General features: G+C 66.3%; 14 protein-coding genes. 4 read left to right on the top strand and 10 right to left on the bottom strand.

Annotated elements, in window-relative coordinates; genetic code table 11:
- Position 1: 1 nt before the first annotated feature.
- The 3 genes from H9Q09_RS20570 to H9Q09_RS20580 form a co-directional block, all read right to left on the bottom strand.
- Complete coding sequence (locus H9Q09_RS20570; protein WP_187392597.1) at positions 2–1180, bottom strand: CoA transferase; 1179 nt, start codon at positions 1178–1180, stop codon at positions 2–4.
- On the bottom strand, positions 1177–2514 hold the full coding sequence (locus tag H9Q09_RS20575) for an amidase (RefSeq protein WP_187392598.1): 1338 nt from the start codon (positions 2512–2514) through the stop codon (positions 1177–1179). Before H9Q09_RS20575 ends, H9Q09_RS20570 begins: the two co-directional genes overlap by 4 nt.
- Before the next feature lie 158 nt (positions 2515–2672).
- Positions 2673–3575 carry a LysR family transcriptional regulator gene (locus H9Q09_RS20580; RefSeq protein WP_187392599.1) on the bottom strand — a complete coding sequence of 301 codons (903 nt, stop codon included), beginning with the start codon at positions 3573–3575 and terminating at the stop codon, positions 2673–2675.
- Between the two features lie 102 nt (positions 3576–3677).
- On the opposite strand from H9Q09_RS20580, the gene H9Q09_RS20585 reads away from it, so the two are divergent.
- Positions 3678–4631 (top strand): LysR substrate-binding domain-containing protein, encoded by a 954-nt coding sequence (locus tag H9Q09_RS20585; protein WP_187392600.1) that lies wholly within the window; start codon positions 3678–3680, stop codon positions 4629–4631.
- Between the two features lie 153 nt (positions 4632–4784).
- Positions 4785–5603 (top strand): MaoC family dehydratase N-terminal domain-containing protein, encoded by an 819-nt coding sequence (locus H9Q09_RS20590; protein ID WP_187392601.1) that lies wholly within the window; start codon positions 4785–4787, stop codon positions 5601–5603.
- 13 nt (positions 5604–5616) lie between these two features.
- Here the strand turns inward: H9Q09_RS20590 and H9Q09_RS20595 are convergent, their stop codons facing one another.
- The gene (locus tag H9Q09_RS20595) at positions 5617–6423 is read right to left on the bottom strand and encodes a CoA ester lyase (RefSeq protein ID WP_187392602.1); all 807 of its coding nucleotides are present in this window, start codon (positions 6421–6423) and stop codon (positions 5617–5619) included.
- A gap of 378 nt (positions 6424–6801) precedes the next feature.
- On the opposite strand from H9Q09_RS20595, the gene H9Q09_RS20600 reads away from it, so the two are divergent.
- Both H9Q09_RS20600 and H9Q09_RS20605 read left to right on the top strand, forming a co-directional pair.
- Positions 6802–7959, top strand: coding sequence for an acyl-CoA dehydrogenase family protein (locus tag H9Q09_RS20600; RefSeq protein WP_187392603.1), 1158 nt, complete (start codon positions 6802–6804; stop codon positions 7957–7959).
- Entirely contained in the window at positions 7959–9278 is a 1320-nt protein-coding gene (locus H9Q09_RS20605; protein WP_187392604.1) for an MmgE/PrpD family protein, read from the top strand. The genes H9Q09_RS20600 and H9Q09_RS20605 overlap by 1 nt, the downstream gene beginning before the upstream one ends.
- A gap of 502 nt (positions 9279–9780) precedes the next feature.
- On the opposite strand, the gene H9Q09_RS20610 is transcribed toward H9Q09_RS20605, so the two are convergent.
- From H9Q09_RS20610 to H9Q09_RS20635, 6 genes are all read right to left on the bottom strand, one after another.
- Entirely contained in the window at positions 9781–11643 is a 1863-nt protein-coding gene (locus tag H9Q09_RS20610; protein WP_187392605.1) for a GMC family oxidoreductase, read from the bottom strand.
- Between the two features lie 9 nt (positions 11644–11652).
- Entirely contained in the window at positions 11653–12087 is a 435-nt protein-coding gene (locus H9Q09_RS20615; protein ID WP_187392606.1) for a hypothetical protein, read from the bottom strand.
- A gap of 3 nt (positions 12088–12090) precedes the next feature.
- Positions 12091–13404 carry a hypothetical protein gene (locus tag H9Q09_RS20620; RefSeq protein ID WP_187392607.1) on the bottom strand — a complete coding sequence of 438 codons (1314 nt, stop codon included), beginning with the start codon at positions 13402–13404 and terminating at the stop codon, positions 12091–12093.
- A gap of 24 nt (positions 13405–13428) precedes the next feature.
- Complete coding sequence (locus H9Q09_RS20625) at positions 13429–14385, bottom strand: hypothetical protein (RefSeq protein ID WP_210315452.1); 957 nt, start codon at positions 14383–14385, stop codon at positions 13429–13431.
- Complete coding sequence (locus H9Q09_RS20630; protein ID WP_187392609.1) at positions 14385–17831, bottom strand: adenylate/guanylate cyclase domain-containing protein; 3447 nt, start codon at positions 17829–17831, stop codon at positions 14385–14387. Before H9Q09_RS20630 ends, H9Q09_RS20625 begins: the two co-directional genes overlap by 1 nt.
- Positions 17832–18959: 1128 nt before the next feature.
- The gene (locus H9Q09_RS20635; protein ID WP_187392610.1) at positions 18960–19646 is read right to left on the bottom strand and encodes a GntR family transcriptional regulator; all 687 of its coding nucleotides are present in this window, start codon (positions 19644–19646) and stop codon (positions 18960–18962) included.
- Positions 19647–19761 lie beyond the last annotated feature (115 nt).

The raw sequence follows: 19761 nt of genomic DNA on the forward strand, positions 1-19761 counted from the left end.
CTCAGACCACTCCCTTGGCGCGCAGGGCGGATATCTCATCCGCCGACAGCCCGGCCTCGCCGAGAATGGCGTCGCTGTGTTCGCCGGCATCGGGGGCGGCGCTGTGGAAGGCGGCGGGCGTGCGGGTCATGGTGATCGGCTGGCCGACGACCCTGATCGGGCCACGGGCCGGATGCTCCAGCGGGACCGCGATGTTGAGGTGGCGGACCTGCTCGTCGGCAAAGACGTCGGCGAGGCCGTTGATCGGACCGCAGGGCACGCCGTGGCGGTCGAGAAGATCGAGCCATTCGGCCGAGTTGCGGCTGGTGAAGATCTCCTGCAGCAGGCCATTCAGCGCCGGTCGGTTGGCAAAACGGTCGGGCTGGGTGCGAAAGCGCGGATCGTCGGCCAGGGCGGGCCGGTCGATCGCCTCGCAGAAGGGGCGCCACTGGTTCTCGCCGCCGACGGCGATGTTGATGTGGCCATCGGCGGTCTGCACCACGCCCATCGGCGTGACATAGGGGTGGTCGTTGCCGGCCTGGGCCGGTTCCTCGCCGTCGATGAGATAGCGCGCGGCCTGGAAGTCCATCATCGAGATCATCGCTTCCAGAAGCGAGGTGTGCAGCCACTGGCCTTCGCCGGACGTCTCGCGCTCCTGCAGCGCCAGGAGAATGCCGCAAGCGGCGAACACGCCGGCCGAGGAATCGGCGACCGCGATGCCGGCACGTACCGGACCCTGGCCCGGCAGGCCGGTAACCCCCATCAGGCCGCCCATGCCCTGGGCGATCTGATCGAAGCCGGCGCGCATGCTGTAGGGGCCGGTCTGGCCGAAGCCCGAGATCGAGGCGAGGATGATGCGCGGATTGACCGCCTTCAGGTCCTCATAGGCGACCTTCAGCCGGTCCTTCACGTCGGGCCGGAAATTCTCGACCACCACGTCGGCATCGCGCACCAGCCGCATGAACACGGCATGACCCTCGGGGGTCTTGAGGTTGAGGGTGAGCGAGCGCTTGTTGCGGTGCAGGTTGAGCATGTCGTAGCCATGCCGCGCGCCGCTCATATTGGCGTTGGGATCGACCCCCACCGGGGCCTCGACCTTGATCACGTCGGCGCCGAAATCGGCCAGAATCCGGCAGCAGGTCGGCCCGGCGCGCACCCGGGTCAGGTCGAGCACGCGGAGATGGGAGAGGGCGGAGCTCATGCGACGAGACTCTCGGTAGATTGCAGGATCGGTTGGGCGAGCGGCGGCATCCGGCCGTGCCAGGAGGACGTCGCCTGGAAAGCGGTGCCGAGTTCCAGAAGCGCGCGGTCGCTGCCCGGCCGGCCGACGAGCTGAAGCCCGACCGGCATGCCGCGATCGTCGATGCCGGTCGGCAGCGCGAGGGCCGGCAGGCCGAGATAATTGGCAAAGCGCAGGAAGGCGCTGAGGGCGTAGAGTGTGCAGCCGGAAAAGCTCGGCGCGGCAGGATCGACCTCCGCCAGCGTGGGGGTGCGGATCGCCATGACCGGCGTCAGAAGAAACGCGCTGTCGCCGAACACCGATGCGAGGAAGGCCGCCCGGGCCGCGTCGCGCCCATCAAGGTCGCGTCTGAGCGTGGCGTCGTCGATCCGGCCGCCGCTCGCCAGCCGGCGCGCCAGTTCCGGGTCCTGTTCGGCCAGTGCGGTCGAGGCGCCGAGACCGCGTGCGGCTTCGGCCTGCAGGACCCGCAGGGCGGCGTCGCCATTGGCGTCGACGGCGGGGCCGGCCGAACGGCCTCCTAGCGGGTAGCCGAGGCCGAGAAAGTGGTCGATGCCGGCCTCGCAGGCGACGCGGATAGACGGCTCCGCGCGTTGCAGGAGGTCTTCGGCGACTGCGATGCCGCGGTGGGGCGTGCCGGCATCGCCGGACGGCAGAAGGCCTGTCGCCTCGGCGACCATCAGGATGTCGGCGGCCCCGCGGGCAAGAATGCCGATCGTATCGAGGCTCGGGGCCAACGGCATGGCGCCGTTTGCCGGCACGAGGCCGGTGGACGGTTTCCAGCCGGTGACACCGCAGCAATGGGCTGGGATGCGCACCGAACCGCCGGTATCGGAACCGAGGGCAACGAAGACGGCGCCGCTGGCGACGGCTGCGGCGGAGCCCGATGACGAGCCGCCCGGCGCAAAGTCCGGGTTCCAGGGATTGCGAGCCGTGGCGAAGCCGGAGGGCTCGTAGGCGAGCTTTGCCATCCGTGCGAAGCCGATGCAGTCGGCCCCGGCCGCGTCCATGCGGTCGAGGATCGCGGCGGACTGCTTGGGCGGGGTCTCGAAGGGCGCGGCAAGACCGCAGGAGGGAGCGCGGCCGGGCCGGTCGAACATGTCCTTCGCGGCATAGGGCAGGCCGGCCAGAGGCCCATCGGTGGAGGGAGCCGCCCCGGAGGCGCAGGTGTCGCCGTCTGCGGCAAACAGGCTGAACGCCGCGTCGAGTTTGTCCCGCGCGGCCCGGCAACGCTCCGCTTCGGCGACGCGGCGCTGCCGCGTCAGAGCGGTCCATTGGGGAAGCGTCGGCAGGGACATCAACGAGGCGCCTTTCGGATGCCTGTTTCTTGAGCCTGTTCAGCCTATGTGCGAAATCTGGTTCGGGGAATGAGAATTCAGCGTCATCTGGTTTCGAATTTGGTGAAACCGTGGGCGCCGGTTGCTTTCGTTCTGGTCGCGACTTGCCGGAAGGCCGATTAACCGGCGGTCGAGGCGCGCTCGCGCAAGAAGGCGATGAGGCGCTGGGTCGACGCATTGGGCGTGTCGGAGGGCTGGGCGCAGATGGTGAAACGGCGCTGCGCCCAGGGCTCGTCGAGCGGCACCAGCGACAGTCGCAGCGCTGCCGCCAGCGGTCCGATCGCCCGCCGCGGCATGATGCCGATGCCGAGCCCGCGCCCGATCATCTGGCACATCACCTCGAAGCTGCGGACCTGGACCCGGACCCGGGGCGCCCGGCCGTGTACCCGCGACTGCTCGGACAGAAGGCGGTGCACCGCCGTGCCCGGCTCCAGGGCGATGTGGTCGTCCTCGAAGAGCTCGTCGAATCTCAGCCGCCGCGCGGCCGCAAGGCGATGGTCGCAGGGGACGGCGACGGCCAGCATGTCGCTGGCATAGGGATAGCTGGACAGGCCCGACATCTCGCTGCCGGCCACCACGACGCCGACATCCGCCTGCTTGTGATAGAGCGCCTGCAGCGTGTCGCTGGTCGGCCGCTCCTCCAGATCGATCTTGATGCCGGGATGCGCCTTGGCGAATTCCGCAAGATGCGAAGCAAGACACTCCACCAGCACCGAACTGGAGGCGAAGACGCGGACGATGCCGCTCGCGCCGGAGCGATGATCCTCCAGCGCCGCCTCCACCTGCTGGCCGAGATGCATGACGTCGCGGGCATAGCGCAGCACGATCATGCCGGCGGCAGTCGGCTCCACCCCGTGCGGCCGGCGCAGCAGCAGCGGCAGCCCGGCCTCATGCTCCAAGAGGCCGACGCGCCGGCTGGCGGCCGAGGCGACGATGTTCATCCGCTCGGCGGCCCGGCTGATGCTGCGCGTCTCGCAGATGTTCACGAAGAGCGCGAGGGAGAAGAGATCGTGGTTTCGCATGGGGGCATTAGAGAGCAGCGACGCGGCCGGCGGAAGCGGGCCCTGTACAGATGCTGCGCGCGGGCGCTACCAATAGGGTGTTCCTATTTCCCGGAGCCTCCCTTGGACTCACGCCAGCTCGCCTATTTCCGCCAGATCGTCGACAGCGGATCGATGAGCGCGGCCGCGCGGGTGCTCGGCATCGCCCAGCCGTCGCTGTCGCAGCAGACCCGCAATCTGGAAACCCATCTGGGCACCGAACTCCTGTCGCGGACCGCACGGGGCGTGGTGCCGACCGAGGCGGGCCAGGTGCTCTACGACCATTCCTGCCGGATCGGCAGCCTGATGGCCGAGGCCGAGGACGCGGTGCGGGCGATCGGGGCCGAACCGTCGGGCCGGGTAGAGTTCGGCATGCCGGCCTCGGTGTCCATGGCGCTGTCGATTCCGCTGGCCGAGACGGTGCGGGTGGAGATGCCGCAGGTGCGCTTCTGCGCCACCGAGGCGATGAGCGGTCATATCCGCGAACTCGTCACCAGCGGCGAGATCGACCTGGCGCTGCTCTACGACCAGGACGGGATCGGGGATTGCCCGTCGCGTCTGATCCTGATGGAGGACCTCTGGTTCTATGCCGCGCCGGACGACTGGCCGTTTGCGACGCCGCCCGGCGTTCCGGTGCCGCTTGCCGAGGTGATGGCGCTCGACCTCGTCCTGCCGTCGCAGCGTCACGGCCTGCGGCGGCTGATCGACCGGGTGGTCAAGGCCGAGCGGCTGCAGACGCGGGTCGTCACCGAGATGGATTCGCTGCAGCAGATCAAGGCGCTGGTCGCCCGCGGCAGCGGCCACACCATCCTGTCCCCGGCGGCGGTGCATGATCTGGCCGAGACCGGCCGGCTCTTGGGCAGCCAGATCGTCTCGCCCCGCATGCGCCGCCCGGTCTATCTGGTGCGCTCGGCCAGACGGCCGATCTCGGCGGCGACCCGGGCCATCGAAACCCACTGCATCCGGGTCATCGAAGATCTGGTCCGGCGCGGGATCTGGCAGGCCGAGTTCCCGGACAGTCAGAGTGCGAGCCTATGACAGCCGCGAAGACGGCCTATTGGACGGCGCTCCGCAGCGCGCTCTAGTTTGCCTCCTCACGGGGCGGTCACTTCGAGGCACCGCCAGGGCGGAAGATCACCGGTTTGCGCAAGTCGCGCTGGCGGTCCGGCGGCAAGGAAAGGCAGACGATCTATGGACGAGGCGATCCGCAAGGAATGCATGGCCTATGTCGGGCGCCAGCGTGAAGCGACCGACAGCATGGCGCCCGAGACGGCGGCGAAGCAGGCGCATGTCCTCGGCGTCGCGGCGCCGGAGGCCGAGCTGCCGGCGACCTGGCACTGGGCCTATTTCAACCACGGCTTTCCCATTTCGAACCAGGGCGAAGACGGCCATGAGCGGCTGGGCCTGTTCCTGCCGCCGGCGCCGTTCCACCGCCGCATGTGGGCGGCCGGCGACGTGACGGTGCATCGTCCCCTGCGCATCGGCGTGCCGGCGACGCGGCGCTCGACCATCACGGATGTGGCCTTCAAGAGCGGGCGGACCGGCGACCTCTGTTTCGTGACGGTCGACCATGCGATCGAACAGGATGGCGAACTGGCGATCGCCGAACAACAGACCATCGTCTATCGCGACCGCGGACTGCCTGAAAAGGCGCTGCGCGCGCCGGGCGATCCGGTTCCCGACGGCTATGTCGTCCATCCGGACATGGAGCTGTTCTTCTATTCGGCGCTCACCCATAACGGCCACCGGATTCACTGGGACCGGAACTTCTGCCGCGAGGTCGAGGGTTATCCGGGGCTGATCGTCCACGGCCCGCTGATGGCAACGAAGCTCTGCGACGCCATGGCGGGCACGGCATCCGTCCGCCGCTTCGCCTTCCGGGCGCTGGCGCCGGTCTTCGACACGACGCCGATCCGGCTGGTTCACCCGGCCGCCGGCACGGGCGGCGAGGGGCGCATCGAGCGCTCCGACGGCGTGATCTCCATGCAGGCGACGCTCGAAACCGCCTGAGGGACGACCTCCCTTAGCGGCCTTTCTGCTCTCCGGCGCGGGCGAGAAGCGCCTCGGCCTGGGCGACCAGTGGCCGGTCCAGCATGGCGCCGTCGAGTTGGATCGCGCCGCCACCGGCCGCCTCCGCCGCCGCAACGATGCGGCGGGCCCGGCGGCTCGCGTCGTCACCGGGCCGCATCGTGTCGTGGACGGGACCGATCTGCGCCGGGTGGATGCAGAGCCGCGCACCGAAGCCGAAGGCAAGGGCGCGGCGGGTTTCCGCGATGACGCGATCGACATCGTCGATCGCCGGGGTCACTCCGTCGATGGCCGGCGCGAGACCGGCGAGCCGGGAGGCCAGCGCCAGTTCGGCGCGGTAGATCGCCATGGCCTCCGCGTCCTCGGGCAGGCCGAGATCGAGCATGAAATCGATGGTGCCGAAGGCCAGCCGCACGACCCCGGCGACCTCTGCAATGGTGCGCGCTGCCGCCAGGCCGCGCGCGGTCTCGATCAGTGGAATGACCGGCTTCGGCATCCGGGCGACGTCATCCGCCGTTTCGGCCTTGGCCAGCATCACGCCGGCAATGCCCGGATGGTCGAGACAATCCATGTCGCCATCATGCCATGGCGTGCCGGCGGCATTGATCCGGACGAACACGCCTGCGTCGGCGGCGAGCGCGGCGAGCAGGCTGGCCCGCGCCGCCTCCTTGTCGGCCGGCGCAACCGCATCCTCGAGATCGACGATGACCGCATCGGCCCCCGAGGCGAACGCCTTGGAGATCCGCTCCGGGCGGGTCGCCGGGACGAAGAGGAAGCTGCGGGCGTTGGCGGGATCGCGCATGAAAGGTCTCGTCTCGACAATGGCGGGCAGGGCGGGCCGCTGGCATGATGCGGCCTCATCCGATGGCCGATCCTACCTAGCCGGACCGCCCTACGAAACGGGCTGGCGTCTATCGACCCGATAGTCGGGCCCTATCCACCGGCTGACCGCAGCGCGCCCGCCGGGTGTCGTCGCCATCACGCATCGTCAGTGACATCAGGGGCTTGTCGCCAACCCTTGCAAAAGTGATTCAGCCGGTTCGATCAGGACTGGAAGCGGCGAGCGTCAATCGCGGACACTCGTGCGACGTCCATAGGAGACGGCTATTGCCTCCATCGCCCGCGCGGTCTGCCGGTTTCCGCGCCGGACGCTATGCTGTCCCGAGCACAGGAGCGCAGCATGACCACGATCGACACCCATGACGAGATCCGCGAAGCGGTGGGCCGGCTCTGCCAGGATTTCCCCGGCAGCTACTGGCGCGAGCTGGACGAGCGCCGCGCCTATCCGACCGATTTCGTGAAGGCGCTGACCGAGGCCGGCTTTCTCTCGGCACTGATCCCGGAAGAATTCGGCGGATCGGGACTGCCGCTTTCGGCCGCCGCGGTGATCCTCGAGGAAATCCACCGTCAGGGCGGCAATGCCGGCGCCTGTCACGCGCAGATGTACACGATGGGCACGCTGCTCCGGCATGGCTCGGACGCCCAGAAGCAGGCTTATCTGCCGCAGATCGCCGAGGGGACGCTACGGTTGCAATCCTTCGGCGTCACCGAGCCCACCAGCGGCACCGACACCGGCTCGCTGCGCACCACCGCCCGCCGGGACGGCGACGTCTACCGGATCAACGGCCAGAAGATCTGGATCTCGCGGTCCGAGCATTCCGACCTGATGATCCTGCTCTGCCGCACGACGCCGCTGGACCAGGTCGAGAAGAAGACGCAAGGGCTGTCGGTCTTTCTCGTCGACATGCCCGAGGCCAAGGCGAACGGCCTGACCATCCGGCCGATCCGCACGATGATGAACCACGCCACGACGGAGCTCTTCTTCGACGACGTGCCGGTGCCGGCCGCCAACATGATCGGCGAGGAAGGGAAGGGGTTCCGCTACATCCTTTCGGGCATGAATGCCGAGCGGATCCTGATTGCCGCCGAATGTATCGGCGACGCCAAATGGTTCATCGACAAGGCCGCCGCCTATGCCGGCGAGCGGGTCGTCTTCGGCCGGCCGATCGGCCAGAACCAGGGCATCCAGTTCCCGATTGCCAAGGCCTATGCCCGCATGCGCGCGGCCGAATTGATGCTGCACGAGGCGATCCGGCTCTACGAGGCGAACGAGAATCCCGGCGCCGAGGCTAACATGGCCAAGATGCTGGCGGCGGAGGCGAGTTGGGAGGCGGCCGAGGCCTGCGTCCAGACCCATGGCGGCTTCGGCTTCGCCGAGGAATACGACGTGGAGCGCAAGTTCCGCGAGACGCGCCTCTACCAGGTGGCGCCGATCTCCACCAATCTCATCCTCTCCTACCTCGCCGAGCACGTGCTCGGCATGCCGCGGAGCTATTGATGTCGATCGCCGCCCCTCTCGCCCGTTTCGCGCTCGCCGAAGATCCCGGCTCGCCCGCTGCCCGCCGCTTTGCCCGGCTGTCGCTCTTCGACTGGGCGACGGCGGGACTGGCCGGGCGCAGCGAGCCGGTGGCGATCGCGGCGCGGCGCATGGCGGTAAGTGAATCCGGCGCCGGGGCAAGCCTCATCGGCGGCGGGACGGCGACGCCGCGCGCGGCGGCGCTCGCCAATGGCACGACCAGCCACGCGCTGGATTACGACGACACGCATTTCCTGCATATCGGCCATCCGAGCGTCGTCGTGATGTCGGCAGCCCTTGCGATGGCGGAGATGGAAGGTTCGTCCGGCCAGGCCTTTCTCGATGCGCTGGTCGTCGGGCTCGAGGCGACTTGCCGGGTGGGCGATTGGCTGGGCCGGTCGCATTACGAGGCGGGCTTCCACCAGACCGGCACCGCCGGCGCCTTCGGCGCAACCGTGGCGGCCGGGCGCATCGCCGGGCTCGACGAGGCCGCGATGATCTTCGCGCTGGGCCTCGCGACAACACGCGCATCCGGGCTGAAAAGCCAGATGGGGACGATGGCGAAACCGCTCAACGCGGGCTTTGCCGCCGAAGCCGGCGTGACCTGCGCGCTCCTCGCGCGGGCCGGCGTCGCCTCCAATCCGAACGGGTTCGAGGACCGCCAGGGTTTCGGGCCGACCCATGCGGGGAGCGGACACATGGCTGCCTTCGACGGGCTCGGCGAAACCTGGGTCTTCCCCGACATCTCCTACAAGTTCCACGCCTGTTGCCACGGCCTGCACGCGACGCTCGAGGCATTGCGAAGCCTGCGGGACGACGGTTTGGCGCCCGACGCCATTCGCAGCGTGACGATCTCGACCAACCCGCGCTGGTTCGACGTCTGCAACAAGCCGGAACCGGCGACGGGTCTCGAAGCGAAGTTCAGCTATCGCCTCGTTACCGCCATGGCCCTTTACGGGCTCGATACGGCGGACCTCGCCGTCTACGACGCGGCCAATTGCGTGCGCCCCGATCTCGTGGCACTGCGCGACCGGGTTACGGTCGAGGCCGACCCGACGCTGACCGACACGCAGTCCCGCGTATCCGTAGAGACGCGAGACGGCCGGCAACTGACCGCCCGCCACGACCTTCTAGCCGCCGCCGACCCCGACACCATCGAGACGCGGCTTGCCGCGAAATCCGCCACGCTCCTCGGCGATGACCTGTCGGGCGCTCTCCTGCAGGCGGTCGACAGCCTCGGCGAGGCCGCGGATGTGACCGCATTGGCGACGCTTCTCGCAACGAAGGCGCCGGCCGACTGACTCAGCCAGACGAACGATTTGTGGTTGATGATCCACGGCAGGCCCGGGCGGCGCGTGATCATGGCTGCTGTCGTCCCGGCTTCGCCCTGACAGCAACCCCAGCGCGATGCCTTCGCGCGGGGATGGCGCTCGCCGTCTCATATCCAGTTCCGCCTGCGGTATCCTACGGCCTCATCGAGCATTTGCGCACGCCCGATGTGATGCGCCAGCTTGGCTTATCCTTGCGCCGCCTGGTGCCGCATGGCGGCCGTCCAATGTCGCTGAACATCGCGGCAGGTCTGCATCTTGGCGGCAATGAGAGCCATCCTACCGTGTTCCCGCGACTACGCCGATGGTAGCGCCGTGGAGGATGGTTACGTCGGCTTGCCATAGATCCCGAGCATCGGCTTCGAAGCGAAATCGGCGCTGTACCAACTGAAGCAGGAGCTCGCGAATTGCGGCTGCGGCGCGCCGTTGTCGGCGGCGTAGAGCGCGTCGGGATCCGATTCGGTTGCTGCCGCGTCTACAGGCCGGCGAGATCCTTCAGCACCGAGCGCGACGCGCGATAGGTCAGGGCGGCGATGGTCAGCGTCGGGTTGCCGGTACCGACGGTGGGAAAGGTGCCGCTGCCGAGCAGGTAGAGGTTCTTATGGTCCCAGCTGCGCAGGTTCGAACTGACCACCGAGTCGGCCGCCGTCACGCCCATCCGGTATGTGCCCATGATGTGGCCGGCGCCGTACAAGTTGATGTCGTAGTGCTTCCCGTCCATGTCGAATGCGACTGCAGGAAGGCCGATATCATCGACGAAGCGGGTGTAATTTTTCCCGATCTGCCTGAAGATCCTCTCGGTCGTGGTTTGTGCCGAGACGAAGCCGCGCAGCGTGTACTCGCTGTGCGAAATCGAATAGTTGACCTCCGGCCGCGGCAGGCCGAGGCCATCGGTGTAGCGCTCCGACAGGGTGATACGATTGGTCTCTTGCGGCTCCTGCTCGACCAGATAGCACAGCCGGACCATCCGGGTGTTGAAGTCGTTCAGCCGGTCGATCAGCGCCCGGCCGTAGAGCTTGTCGCCGTCCGGGTTGAGCTGTGACTTGTTGCTGCCTTGGACGAAGTCCCGGAGCGAGGTCGCAGGATCGTCGTCGGCCCATTCCCAGCCGACATTGCCGACATCGATCCGCCAGGCCGAGCGCTCCTTGCGGAACGGTCCGTCGCGCAGGCTCTCGACGCCGGAGCCGCTGCGCGGACCGCGATAGGGGAAATATTGCCGCGTGCTCAGTCCCCATCCGAGATAGCACAGGTGATCCATCAGGTTGCGGCCGACCTGGCCGGACGAATTGGCGACGCCGCGACGGCCGTTCGACATCAGCAGCAATTTCACCGTTTCCACGGCATGAGCCGCCAGAACGACGATCTTCGCCGTCACCTGCTCGCGGCTCACGGCATAGTTTCCCGGCTCGCCGGTATATTTCAGGTAGCTGACGCTAGAAATACGGCCGTCGGCGCCGACCGTCAGATCGCAGGCGACCGCCTGGGTGAGCGTCGTGACGTTGTGGGTCGCCTCGGCCGCGCGCAGCGTTACCTGCGCGTCGTACTTGGCCTGGATCGGGCAGATCGGGATGCAGCTGGAATTGCCCTGGCAGGCAGGCCGGTCATTGCGGTACTGCGAGTTGCGCCCCTGCGGGGTGCAGGTCATTTCGAGCGGCTGACCGTCGACCGTCAGGCCGGCGATATCCTCGCCCAGCCGGGTGTCGGAGACGCTCTGCGGAATACGCGCCATCGGATATTCGTAGCCGGGCGGAAACTGCTCGCCGAGATAGGGCTGCAGCGCGCGCTGCTGGTCGGCGATGGTGGCAGAGACGCCGATCTCGTCCTCCGCCCTGGCGTAGTCGTCGAACAGATCGGCGATATCGAGCGGCCAGTCGACCAGCACGCCATAGGCCGACTTCATCCGGAGATCGTTGGGCACGAGGCGCAGGCACGTGCCCAGCCAGTGCCAGGTGGTGCCACCGGCCAGCCGTTCGTAGGTCGACAGGAACGGTAGGTCCGAGCTGGCTTGATAGGTCAGGTAGCTTTTCTCGTTGAGAGCGGCGATCCGCTTTGACCTGTCTTTGTCATTCTGTGTCGGCCAGCCGAAGGTCATCGCCGTCGTCGCGCGCGGGGCAGCTTCCGACGCCGGATCATCGGCATAGGGCGGGTAGGGGGTCTCCGGCAGCTTGCCGGTCGCCGTCAGATAGGTGCCGTAAAACGCCTTGCGATTGTCGCGATCAAGGGGACCGGATTCCAGAATGAGCACGCGCTTGCCCTGCGTCCCGAGTTCCTTGGCCATGATCGCGCCGGCGATGCCGGCACCGACGATGACCACGTCGTAAGTCGCGTTCGCGGGCATGGCGGGCTCCTACAGAAAGTCGTCGAGGGGCGCGGGAAGCGTGGCCCAATAGCCGAATTTCTGGTGGCTGACTCCGGTGGGATGGGCTTGGATCGCTCGCCACGCCAAGCCCTCGGCATAGATGTTGGCTGACGGGATCGCAGCATCGCCGCCCGGCGGCGCGATCTGGCCCAGGTACCAGAACACGATCAATGCTCGGGCGGTGTCGGCCACGGCCTTGTCCGCCTCATCGTCCAGGGTGCCGCGGGCGATGTCGTCGGGCGTTTGGCCGCTTGCGAGCCCCGTCCGGTAGAGGCCCAGCAGATCGTCGGCGGCGCTGCCGTGGATCTTGACGAACTCGCCGTAGAAATCCGCCGATTGCTGCGCGAACTGCAGCGTCTGTTCGGAGAATCCGGTCAGCAGGCTGGACAGCGCGAAGAATTCCTTGGGCGGGGCGGTGGTCATCGCTCACTCCTTCGCCATGACGCGCGACAGGATGTAGGTGAAGTCTGAGGGCTTGGCCGCGGGCGTCGCGGTGGCGCGGTTGTGGCAGCCGATACAACTCGACGACACCATCGGCGTGTCGCCCTGCATGAAGGTCTCGATGGCGGTGTTGGCGAGATACGGCGGAAACGGCCGGCCGGTCGGGTCGGTGGTGTCGGTCGGTTTCTGCGGGTACTGGGTGCCGATCAGCATGTAGTTGGCCCAGACCGTATCTGGGTTTGCTTTTTTCAGCTCGGCCTGGAATTTGGCGTTGAGGGCGGCGGTCTCGGCATCCACCGGCGTCACGCGCACCACCTGGACAGGAACCTGGCCCGGGCGTGTCGGGTCCCAAGGTGTGTCCGGCAGCGCGTTCGGGGTGCAGGACTCCCCCGATCGGCTCTGCCGACAGTCGGGATCGTAGAAATTGTAGTGTCCGGTCTTTTCGGCGCCGGCGTCGGGCGCGTTGTCGACATGCTCGAAAGTTGACCAGATCCATTGCGGTGCGGATTCGGTCTTGGTCGAAATGTGCATGCCGACCAGGCCAAGCCGCATGCGGGTGCACTGGTCGCCGCTGACGACATAGGCGTCGATGGTGTGGAAGCGCGCCGGATCGTCGCCGTCACCGAGCGGTTTCCACGCCGCCTTGACCATGGTGGCGCCTTCCGCGCCCATGGCGCGCGACCGGGCCGGGAAGTCGATGGTGCCGAACGCTTTCAGTCCGGCCTGCGTGTACAGCCGGTTGTCGACGATATAGTCGTACATCAGCCGGTTGACGACGATCTCGTAACGCACGTAGCTGGCGTTCAGATCGATCAGCGGCCCGGCCTGGGCCTGGACCGAACTCGACACAACGCCTTCCGCCTTGGTGGCGTGATACAGCACGCGCGCCGTTTCGGCGGCCCCGATGGCCTGGCAGGCCGGCGGAGGGACCTGCGGAGTGCCCCAGGCGGGCGGCGTCTCGCCGTCCACGACCAGGATCCGGTAATCCTCCATCCAGGTGCCCCAGACGGTGGCGTTGTCGCCGTTCGCGCCGATCGTTTGCGAGTCAGCCCGGCCGTCGGCTCGCACCGGCCAGTTGAGCGAGACGAAGCTCTTCCAGGAAAATGTGTCGTAGTAGGATCGGTCGCCAACCGGATTTCCGGCGGCCACATCGGCGGGGACGCGACTACTCAGCGCCACCGCGCCGTCCAGCGTCGATTCCGGCGCGCTCGGACTCCCCGTGAACAACCCGAACCCCGCCGCCGCCGCCGCGACCAGGATCGCCGCTCCGGCGATATACCCCGCTTTGGAAATCTGCATGGCTCGGCGCCTTGGCTGTGTCGATCAGATGTCGGCGTAGTAAAGCGAGCTTTCGGCGATCGCGGGCGGCGTCGCGTAGGTCATCACGCCGCACGTCTCTCGCTTGGCGCTGAAGACTTTCTTGAGATGCCTGACAATCCCGTGACTGGAGGACCCGATGTCGAAATCCGGGGTGGGCATGGTGCCGCCGCCGGCCCTGGTCATGCACCTGAACGCTCCGAAGATGTTCCTGCGCGAACCGACCAGGCGCTGGCCCACGCCCTCCTCGCGATGCGGGTAGAGGCTGAAGTCGAGAATTTCCGACTGGTTGGAGGCGACGACACCCGCGCGCCCGTCGAGATCGTCGATCTGGAGGCTGAACAGCCTGCCCCCCGCCGGTTCCGTAACCGGCGCCGGAATCGTCAAGTCCCAGCGGGTACATGTGAGGTTGTTCAACGCCGGGGTCGTGTAGGTAAACGGGTGGGTCATCACTTTGTTTTCGCCGAAATTGTGCATCCCCCAATAGACCGCAATACGGTCGTCGCAGGGCACCCACAGCCGGTAGTTGCCGATCGTCTTGGTGTGGTCGCGGCCGAGGATGAAATCCGAACTGCTCAATCCGAAGGGCGTCTGCGCGCGGCGCTCTGCGCCGTATGAGACGATGTTGATCTCGCATTCATGCGTCGGCTCGGTGCCGAGGCTCGCCGGTGGCTTGTCGCCGTAGGCGATCGGCTTGGTGATGTCGGCATAGGCCTGCGGATCGTTGACGCCGGAATCGGAACTGTAGGCCATGAAGTTGATATTCATCATCCCCATCGGCTCGTCGGTCGCCAGGTCGTCAAAGGCGAAGGCCTTCAGGCTCGCCGACTGGGTCGCCAGGATCGGATCGAGGACCGCGATCGGCACGGCGTAATAGACCCAGAGGGCCGAAAAGGAGCCGTACCAGAACGGCGGATTGCCGGGTGTCGGCATGGTGTTTTGAACGCCGCCGGACTCTGTCATCACTTTCTCCCTCCGATATTCGCTGCCGTCGCCGGCAATACGCTTTCCTGGGTTTCCCGTAGCAGGCTGCGCGCGGACCGAAGGTCGTCGGTGTCGAAGCCTTCGGTGAATGTTGCGAAGACATCCGAGAGCGCGGCGCGCGCGCCGGCGAAGTCTTGGCTTTGCATGTGCAGTCGTGCCAGCATCAGTGCCAGGCGGAGTTCGAGCGCGCGGGCCTTACGCGATCTCGCGTCGGCCATCGCCTCCGACAGGCGCACGACGACCGCCTCGTTGTCGAGGTCCGACCGGTCCAGTAGCAACTGGCAGTGCACCCTTTCAATTTCCGGCGCCCACCAATGCTCCCCGGTGCGAGCGATGAACTCGACCGCTTCCTCGATCGAGCGGAGCGCCGCCTCCGTCTGGCCGTGATCTTTGTCCGCCTCCGCGAGCAGGCTGAGGAAATAGCTCAGTCCCAGCCGTGAATTGGTTTCCTGCCAATGGGTCAGGCCGCGGCGGATGCGTTCCGACGTGGCCGCGGGCTCGTGTGCGTTCGAGGCAGCCCAGCCGAGCAGCACTTCTGTCCAGCCGACCCAGAACTGGAATGCGCGGTCCTTGGAAAATTTCAGCGCTTCTTCCGCCAACTCGGCGGTGCGTTTGCGGTCGCCGCAGAACTGATAGGTCCAAGCAGCGAAGCTTTTCGACAGGGCGATGCTGAATTTGTGCTCGATGTCGTGGGCGATTTCGATGGCGCGCTCGCTCTCGCGCCGCGCCCGGTCGGGATAGCCGAGCAGCCAGTCGGCCCAGCCGGCATAGGCATACGAGGCGACCCAGGGATCGACGACATCGAAAGTCAGCAGCCGGGTGCGCGCCTGCGGCGTCGCCTCGGTGTCGATGACGTGCTGCAAATGCAACCTGGCCCGTTCGATTTCGCCCATGTAGAACAGCGTCGCGCCGATCGCGCGATTGGCGGCGATGTCGAACACGAGGTCATCGGATTGCCGCGCCAGGTTCGACAGTTGGTCCGTCAATTCGAGCGCTTCCCGGTAGTTCGCCCGCAATAGGTAGAAGCGCCACATGCCGTAGACCACCGGGAACAGATCGGGGGTTTCTCCCATGCCGCCGCACAGCTTGCGCGCCCGTGTGTAAGTCTGCTCCAGTTGGTGCGACGCGTATCCCTCGGCCGAGGCCAGCGGGACGGCAACCGTGATCAGGATCTTCAGTTCCTGGTGATCGCGCTCCGGCGAGGGCGGCAGAGCGTCGATCTGCTTGAGCGCTTTGGTAAAATGATCGATCGCCTCGCGGTTACCCGATCTGGCCATCGCCTTCTGCCCGGCGCGCACCCAATAGAAGATCGCCTTGTCGGGCTGGCGCGCCTGCGTGTAGTGGTGGGCCAGGATTTCCGGATCGGCAGCGGCGATGTCCGGCGATATCGTCTCCAGCATCCGGGCGATGCGCAGATGATAGAACACTCGGCGGCTCTTCAGCAGAGTCTGATAGGCAGCATCCTGGACCAGCGCGTGCTTGAACTTGTAGGTCGATTCCGGCGGCACGCCGTAGGCGAAGATGAGCTCGGACTCGGCCAGGGAGGCGAGGGCGGAGTCGAGTTCCTGCGCGGTCTTCGGCTCAGCGACGGCAGCGAGCAGGGCGTAGTCGAAAACCCGCCCGATGCAGGCGGCGATCTGGGCCACGTCGCGCGCCGGCGCCAGCCGGTCGAGCCGCGCCATGAGCGAGTCCTGCAGGCTGTCTGGAATCGCGAAGGCCGACAGCGGCTCGCTCAGATCATAGTGATCGCCGGCGTCGATCAGCAGTCCGGTTTCGAGCACCGTTCGGGTCAATTCCTCGACGAATAGTGGGATACCGTCGGTTTTCGATAGAATGTGCTGGACCAACTCCGCCGGCAACGTCTTGCCCTCGGCGACGCGGTTGATGATGGCTGTGCCTTCCGTCCGCCCCAGTCGGCTTAGCGTGATCGAGGAGATATGCGCCTGACCGTCCCAGTGGCTCGTGAATTCCGGCCGGAACGTGACAATCAGCAGCAGCCGTAGTTCCGGCGCCCGCTCGATGACCAGGTTGAACATTTCGATCGAGGTCGGATCCAGCCAGTGGGCATCCTCGACGATCATCAGGATCGGCCGGTCGCTGCTAAACCCTTCGATCAGGCGGACAAGCGCGGCAAGCGTCTCGCGTTTCAGCACGCGCGTATCGCCATCGGGCACCCGGTATCGGTCGCCGGTCGGCACGGACATCATCGCGGCGACCAGCGGCACGGTTTCGCCAAGGTCGCAGCCAGAGGCTTCGATGAAGGTCTCGAGCTTTCTGAGCCTGACTTCGGGCGTCTCGCCCGGCTGCCAGTGGGCGGCGCGTTCGAAGTGCTCGATCGTGGGAAACAGCGCGCTGTTGGCGTGGTAGTTCGAGCAGAACATCCGCACGTCGCGTTTGGTCTCGCTGCCCAGGCGCTTTAGCAGCGCCTGGGTCAGGCGCGACTTGCCAATGCCGGGCTCGCCGGTCAGCATGACGACCTGTCCGCTGCCGGCCTTGGCAAGACTCCAGCGCCGCAGCAGCAGATCGATTTCCTCCTCCCGTCCGATGAGCGGCACCAGCGACTTGCCGTGCAGAGCTTCGAAGCGTCCTTCGGCGTCACCTTTGCCGAGCACTTTCCAGGCGTGCATCGGTTGCGGGATCCCCTTGAGAACGCTCACGCCAAGATCCTCGACGCTGAAGATATCGCCGATGAGCCGACGTGTGCTCGCGGCAATGACAATTTCGCCCGGCTCCGCCACCCCCTGCAGCCGCGCTGCCAGGTTCGGCGTGTCACCGACGACGGAGCGCTCCTGCGCTTCTCCCTCTCCGACCAGATCGCCGACCACGACAAGGCCTGTGGCGATGCCCACTCGCACCGCCAGCGGCTTTAGTGACGGAGTTTGGATTTCGCCGACGCCCTCGACGATCAGGCGCGCCGCCCGCACGGCCCGTTCGGCAGCGTCCTCATGTGCGCGCGGCCAGCCGAAATAGGCCACCACACCGTCGCCCGCGAATTTGGCGACGTGGCCTTCGAAGCGGGCCACGACACCGGCCACAGTGTCCTGGTAGGCGAGGATCAGATCCCGCATGTCCTCTGGATCGAGCCCGGCGGATAAGGCCGTCGAGCCGACGAGATCGCAGAACATCACTGTCAGGTGCCGGCGTTCTGCGGCGGATGCCGCCTCGGTGGCCGGTACACCGGATGACGGCTCGGATGCGGGCTCTCGCCCATTGTGCGCCTCGGCGTCAGACGCGACGGAGCGCGGGACACCATGCAGCTTGGCAATCGCCTTCAGCAGCTTGAGGCGGTGGCCGAGCGGCACCTGCAGTTCCTTCAGGTGCTCTTCCGTCAGCTCGCCCAGGACATCGTCGTCGATTGCGTTCTCAGCAAACAAATCCGCATAAAGGCCGAGACCGATGCCATCCAGCCAAGCGGCGACATTCATGACATCGTAGTCCTTTGGTGAGGACACGGAAATTTAAAGTCTGGACCAGCCTCTTGGTAGAATGCAGCGCATGTATTCCCTTGCGGAATTATATGGCTTGAGTGTACGCAGCATTGTATTGATTTAGCAAGCGTCCAAGAAGACGTTGCGGAAAAGAAAGACGGCCGGCCGAACCAGCCGGCGCAGCGTTTATCAACCCCAGGAGCGGGCTGACGACACCAAAGCTTTTCCCCGCGGATCTCCTGGGTGTCGACGTGAAAACCGAGACACCTACGTTCAGCTTCTCTTGTGCTCGTGCTGGTCCAGCCGCGGCGGGTTCTTGTAGCGGAACCGGGAGAGATAATCCGACAGCGCGAGGCGTTCGATCTCGGCATCAAGTCCGAGGTCGTCCGGACGCAGGAGTTATACGAAAGTGAACCTGGCCGGGGCATCAGCCTCCGGGCAGCGCTGGCAAAGGCGGCTCACCGAGAGATGCAGCTTCAGGAGACCAGTCTGTGATCTGCTTGCATTCGCGTGGCGGGTGCCTTGCGTGCCACGCTCAGAACAGGCCGAGCAGGGCCATCACCACGACACTAAGGACGATGGAGATGGCAATGGATCCCAAGCAGCCCAAGCGATTGGAAAAGAACAAGAACATCAATCGTATCCGCCGTTGATCGGAATACACCGGGATGGGAGTGAGGATCTGGGGGAAACAACGGCTCGAAGCCATCCAATGGCGGTGGGAGAGGGACTTACCTCGAACCTTCTCCAGTTCGCCGGAGCGGTATCGCCTCGCGGATCTGGTTCCGCACTCGATGCGATGCTGGCCGTCTCGTAGGGTCCCCGAGCTGGGCCGACAGTTCCCGCCCTCATCCAGCGGCGAAATCTGGATCCGGCTTACGAGTTCGGGCGCGACGGCTGACGGGCCGGAGCCGGCGAGCGCGCCCCGGAGGGCGATTCGCCCCGGCGCCAGCCGAAGATCGACACTGCCGACGCCGCGATTCCGGAATCACGTTCGCCGAACGAAAGAGAGGAAGCTCCATGCTCAGCTCGGGCGTGGCCGGGGTTTTCCCGTCGCCACGGTCGAACCGAGTCAGAACGTGCCCGGCCGTGCCCATGGCCAGGGGAAACCGCTGGAATGACGCGCTACGCCGCTGCCACGCGCTTTTCCTTACGGTCGGAAAGAGCTTGCTTTGTTGCGTCCAAGGCCGCTGCGACATGCGCCTCTGTTAGTCGTCGCGCTTCCTCGGCATTTCCCGTCCGCACCGCCTCCACGATGGCAGACAATTCGCCGACCATCCGGCCCGCTCGTCCGGGCTCCGACAGGGACGTTCCCCGCAGGAGCCGGATCTGTCCGTGGATGTTGCGGAGCATCGCTTGAAGAACAGGGTTACCTGAACCCGCCGAAAGGATGGCATAGAAGCGGTTCTTTGCCTCCAGAAGCCGTTCGGCCTCGTTCGCCTCGAACGCCGCTTTGAGGTCGCTGGCCGCTCGGTAGAGCATCTCGCGATCGTCGGTCGTGGCGTTCGCGACGAAGAGGAATGCCGACAGGCCTTCGAGCTCCTTTCGGACGGTGTAGATGTGTCCCGCCTCCTCCGGAGAGAGAGATGTCACTTCGATCCCGCCTCTGGGCAATGCCCGGACCAGGCCCTCGGACTGTAGCGAGCGTAGCGCCTCACGGACGAGGGGCCGACTGACATCGAGCGCCTCGCACACCGTCCGCTCCACGATGCGGTCGCCTGGTCGCAGGTTTCCGATCTCGATCTCCGAGCGAAGGTAAACCTCGACCTGCCCGCGAACTGGCGCAGGATTGCGCTGAATGGCGGTCACCATGCCTCCTGAATGTTCATTGACGCTCCAATCTGATAGCTGATGTCATGTTGTCTGACAAACTGTTTGACTTGCGGAAATTCGTGGTCATGATCTTCTTACGCACCTCATATGACCG

Source organism: Aurantimonas sp. DM33-3, from assembly GCF_014334315.1.
Lineage (GTDB): Bacteria > Pseudomonadota > Alphaproteobacteria > Rhizobiales > Rhizobiaceae > Aurantimonas > Aurantimonas coralicida.

Coding starts and splice junctions, on each gene's coding strand:
- H9Q09_RS20570 (WP_187392597.1), bottom strand. CDS start 1,180: ATGAGCTCCGCCCTCTCCCATCTCCGCGTGCTCGACCTGACCCGGGTG.
- H9Q09_RS20630 (WP_187392609.1), bottom strand. CDS start 17,831: ATGAATGTCGCCGCTTGGCTGGATGGCATCGGTCTCGGCCTTTATGCG.
- H9Q09_RS20620 (WP_187392607.1), bottom strand. CDS start 13,404: ATGCAGATTTCCAAAGCGGGGTATATCGCCGGAGCGGCGATCCTGGTC.
- H9Q09_RS20625 (WP_210315452.1), bottom strand. CDS start 14,385: ATGACAGAGTCCGGCGGCGTTCAAAACACCATGCCGACACCCGGCAAT.
- H9Q09_RS20590 (WP_187392601.1), top strand. CDS start 4,785: ATGGACGAGGCGATCCGCAAGGAATGCATGGCCTATGTCGGGCGCCAG.
- H9Q09_RS20595 (WP_187392602.1), bottom strand. CDS start 6,423: ATGCGCGATCCCGCCAACGCCCGCAGCTTCCTCTTCGTCCCGGCGACC.
- H9Q09_RS20635 (WP_187392610.1), bottom strand. CDS start 19,646: ATGGTGACCGCCATTCAGCGCAATCCTGCGCCAGTTCGCGGGCAGGTC.
- H9Q09_RS20575 (WP_187392598.1), bottom strand. CDS start 2,514: ATGTCCCTGCCGACGCTTCCCCAATGGACCGCTCTGACGCGGCAGCGC.
- H9Q09_RS20605 (WP_187392604.1), top strand. CDS start 7,959: ATGTCGATCGCCGCCCCTCTCGCCCGTTTCGCGCTCGCCGAAGATCCC.
- H9Q09_RS20600 (WP_187392603.1), top strand. CDS start 6,802: ATGACCACGATCGACACCCATGACGAGATCCGCGAAGCGGTGGGCCGG.
- H9Q09_RS20615 (WP_187392606.1), bottom strand. CDS start 12,087: ATGACCACCGCCCCGCCCAAGGAATTCTTCGCGCTGTCCAGCCTGCTG.
- H9Q09_RS20580 (WP_187392599.1), bottom strand. CDS start 3,575: ATGCGAAACCACGATCTCTTCTCCCTCGCGCTCTTCGTGAACATCTGC.
- H9Q09_RS20610 (WP_187392605.1), bottom strand. CDS start 11,643: ATGCCCGCGAACGCGACTTACGACGTGGTCATCGTCGGTGCCGGCATC.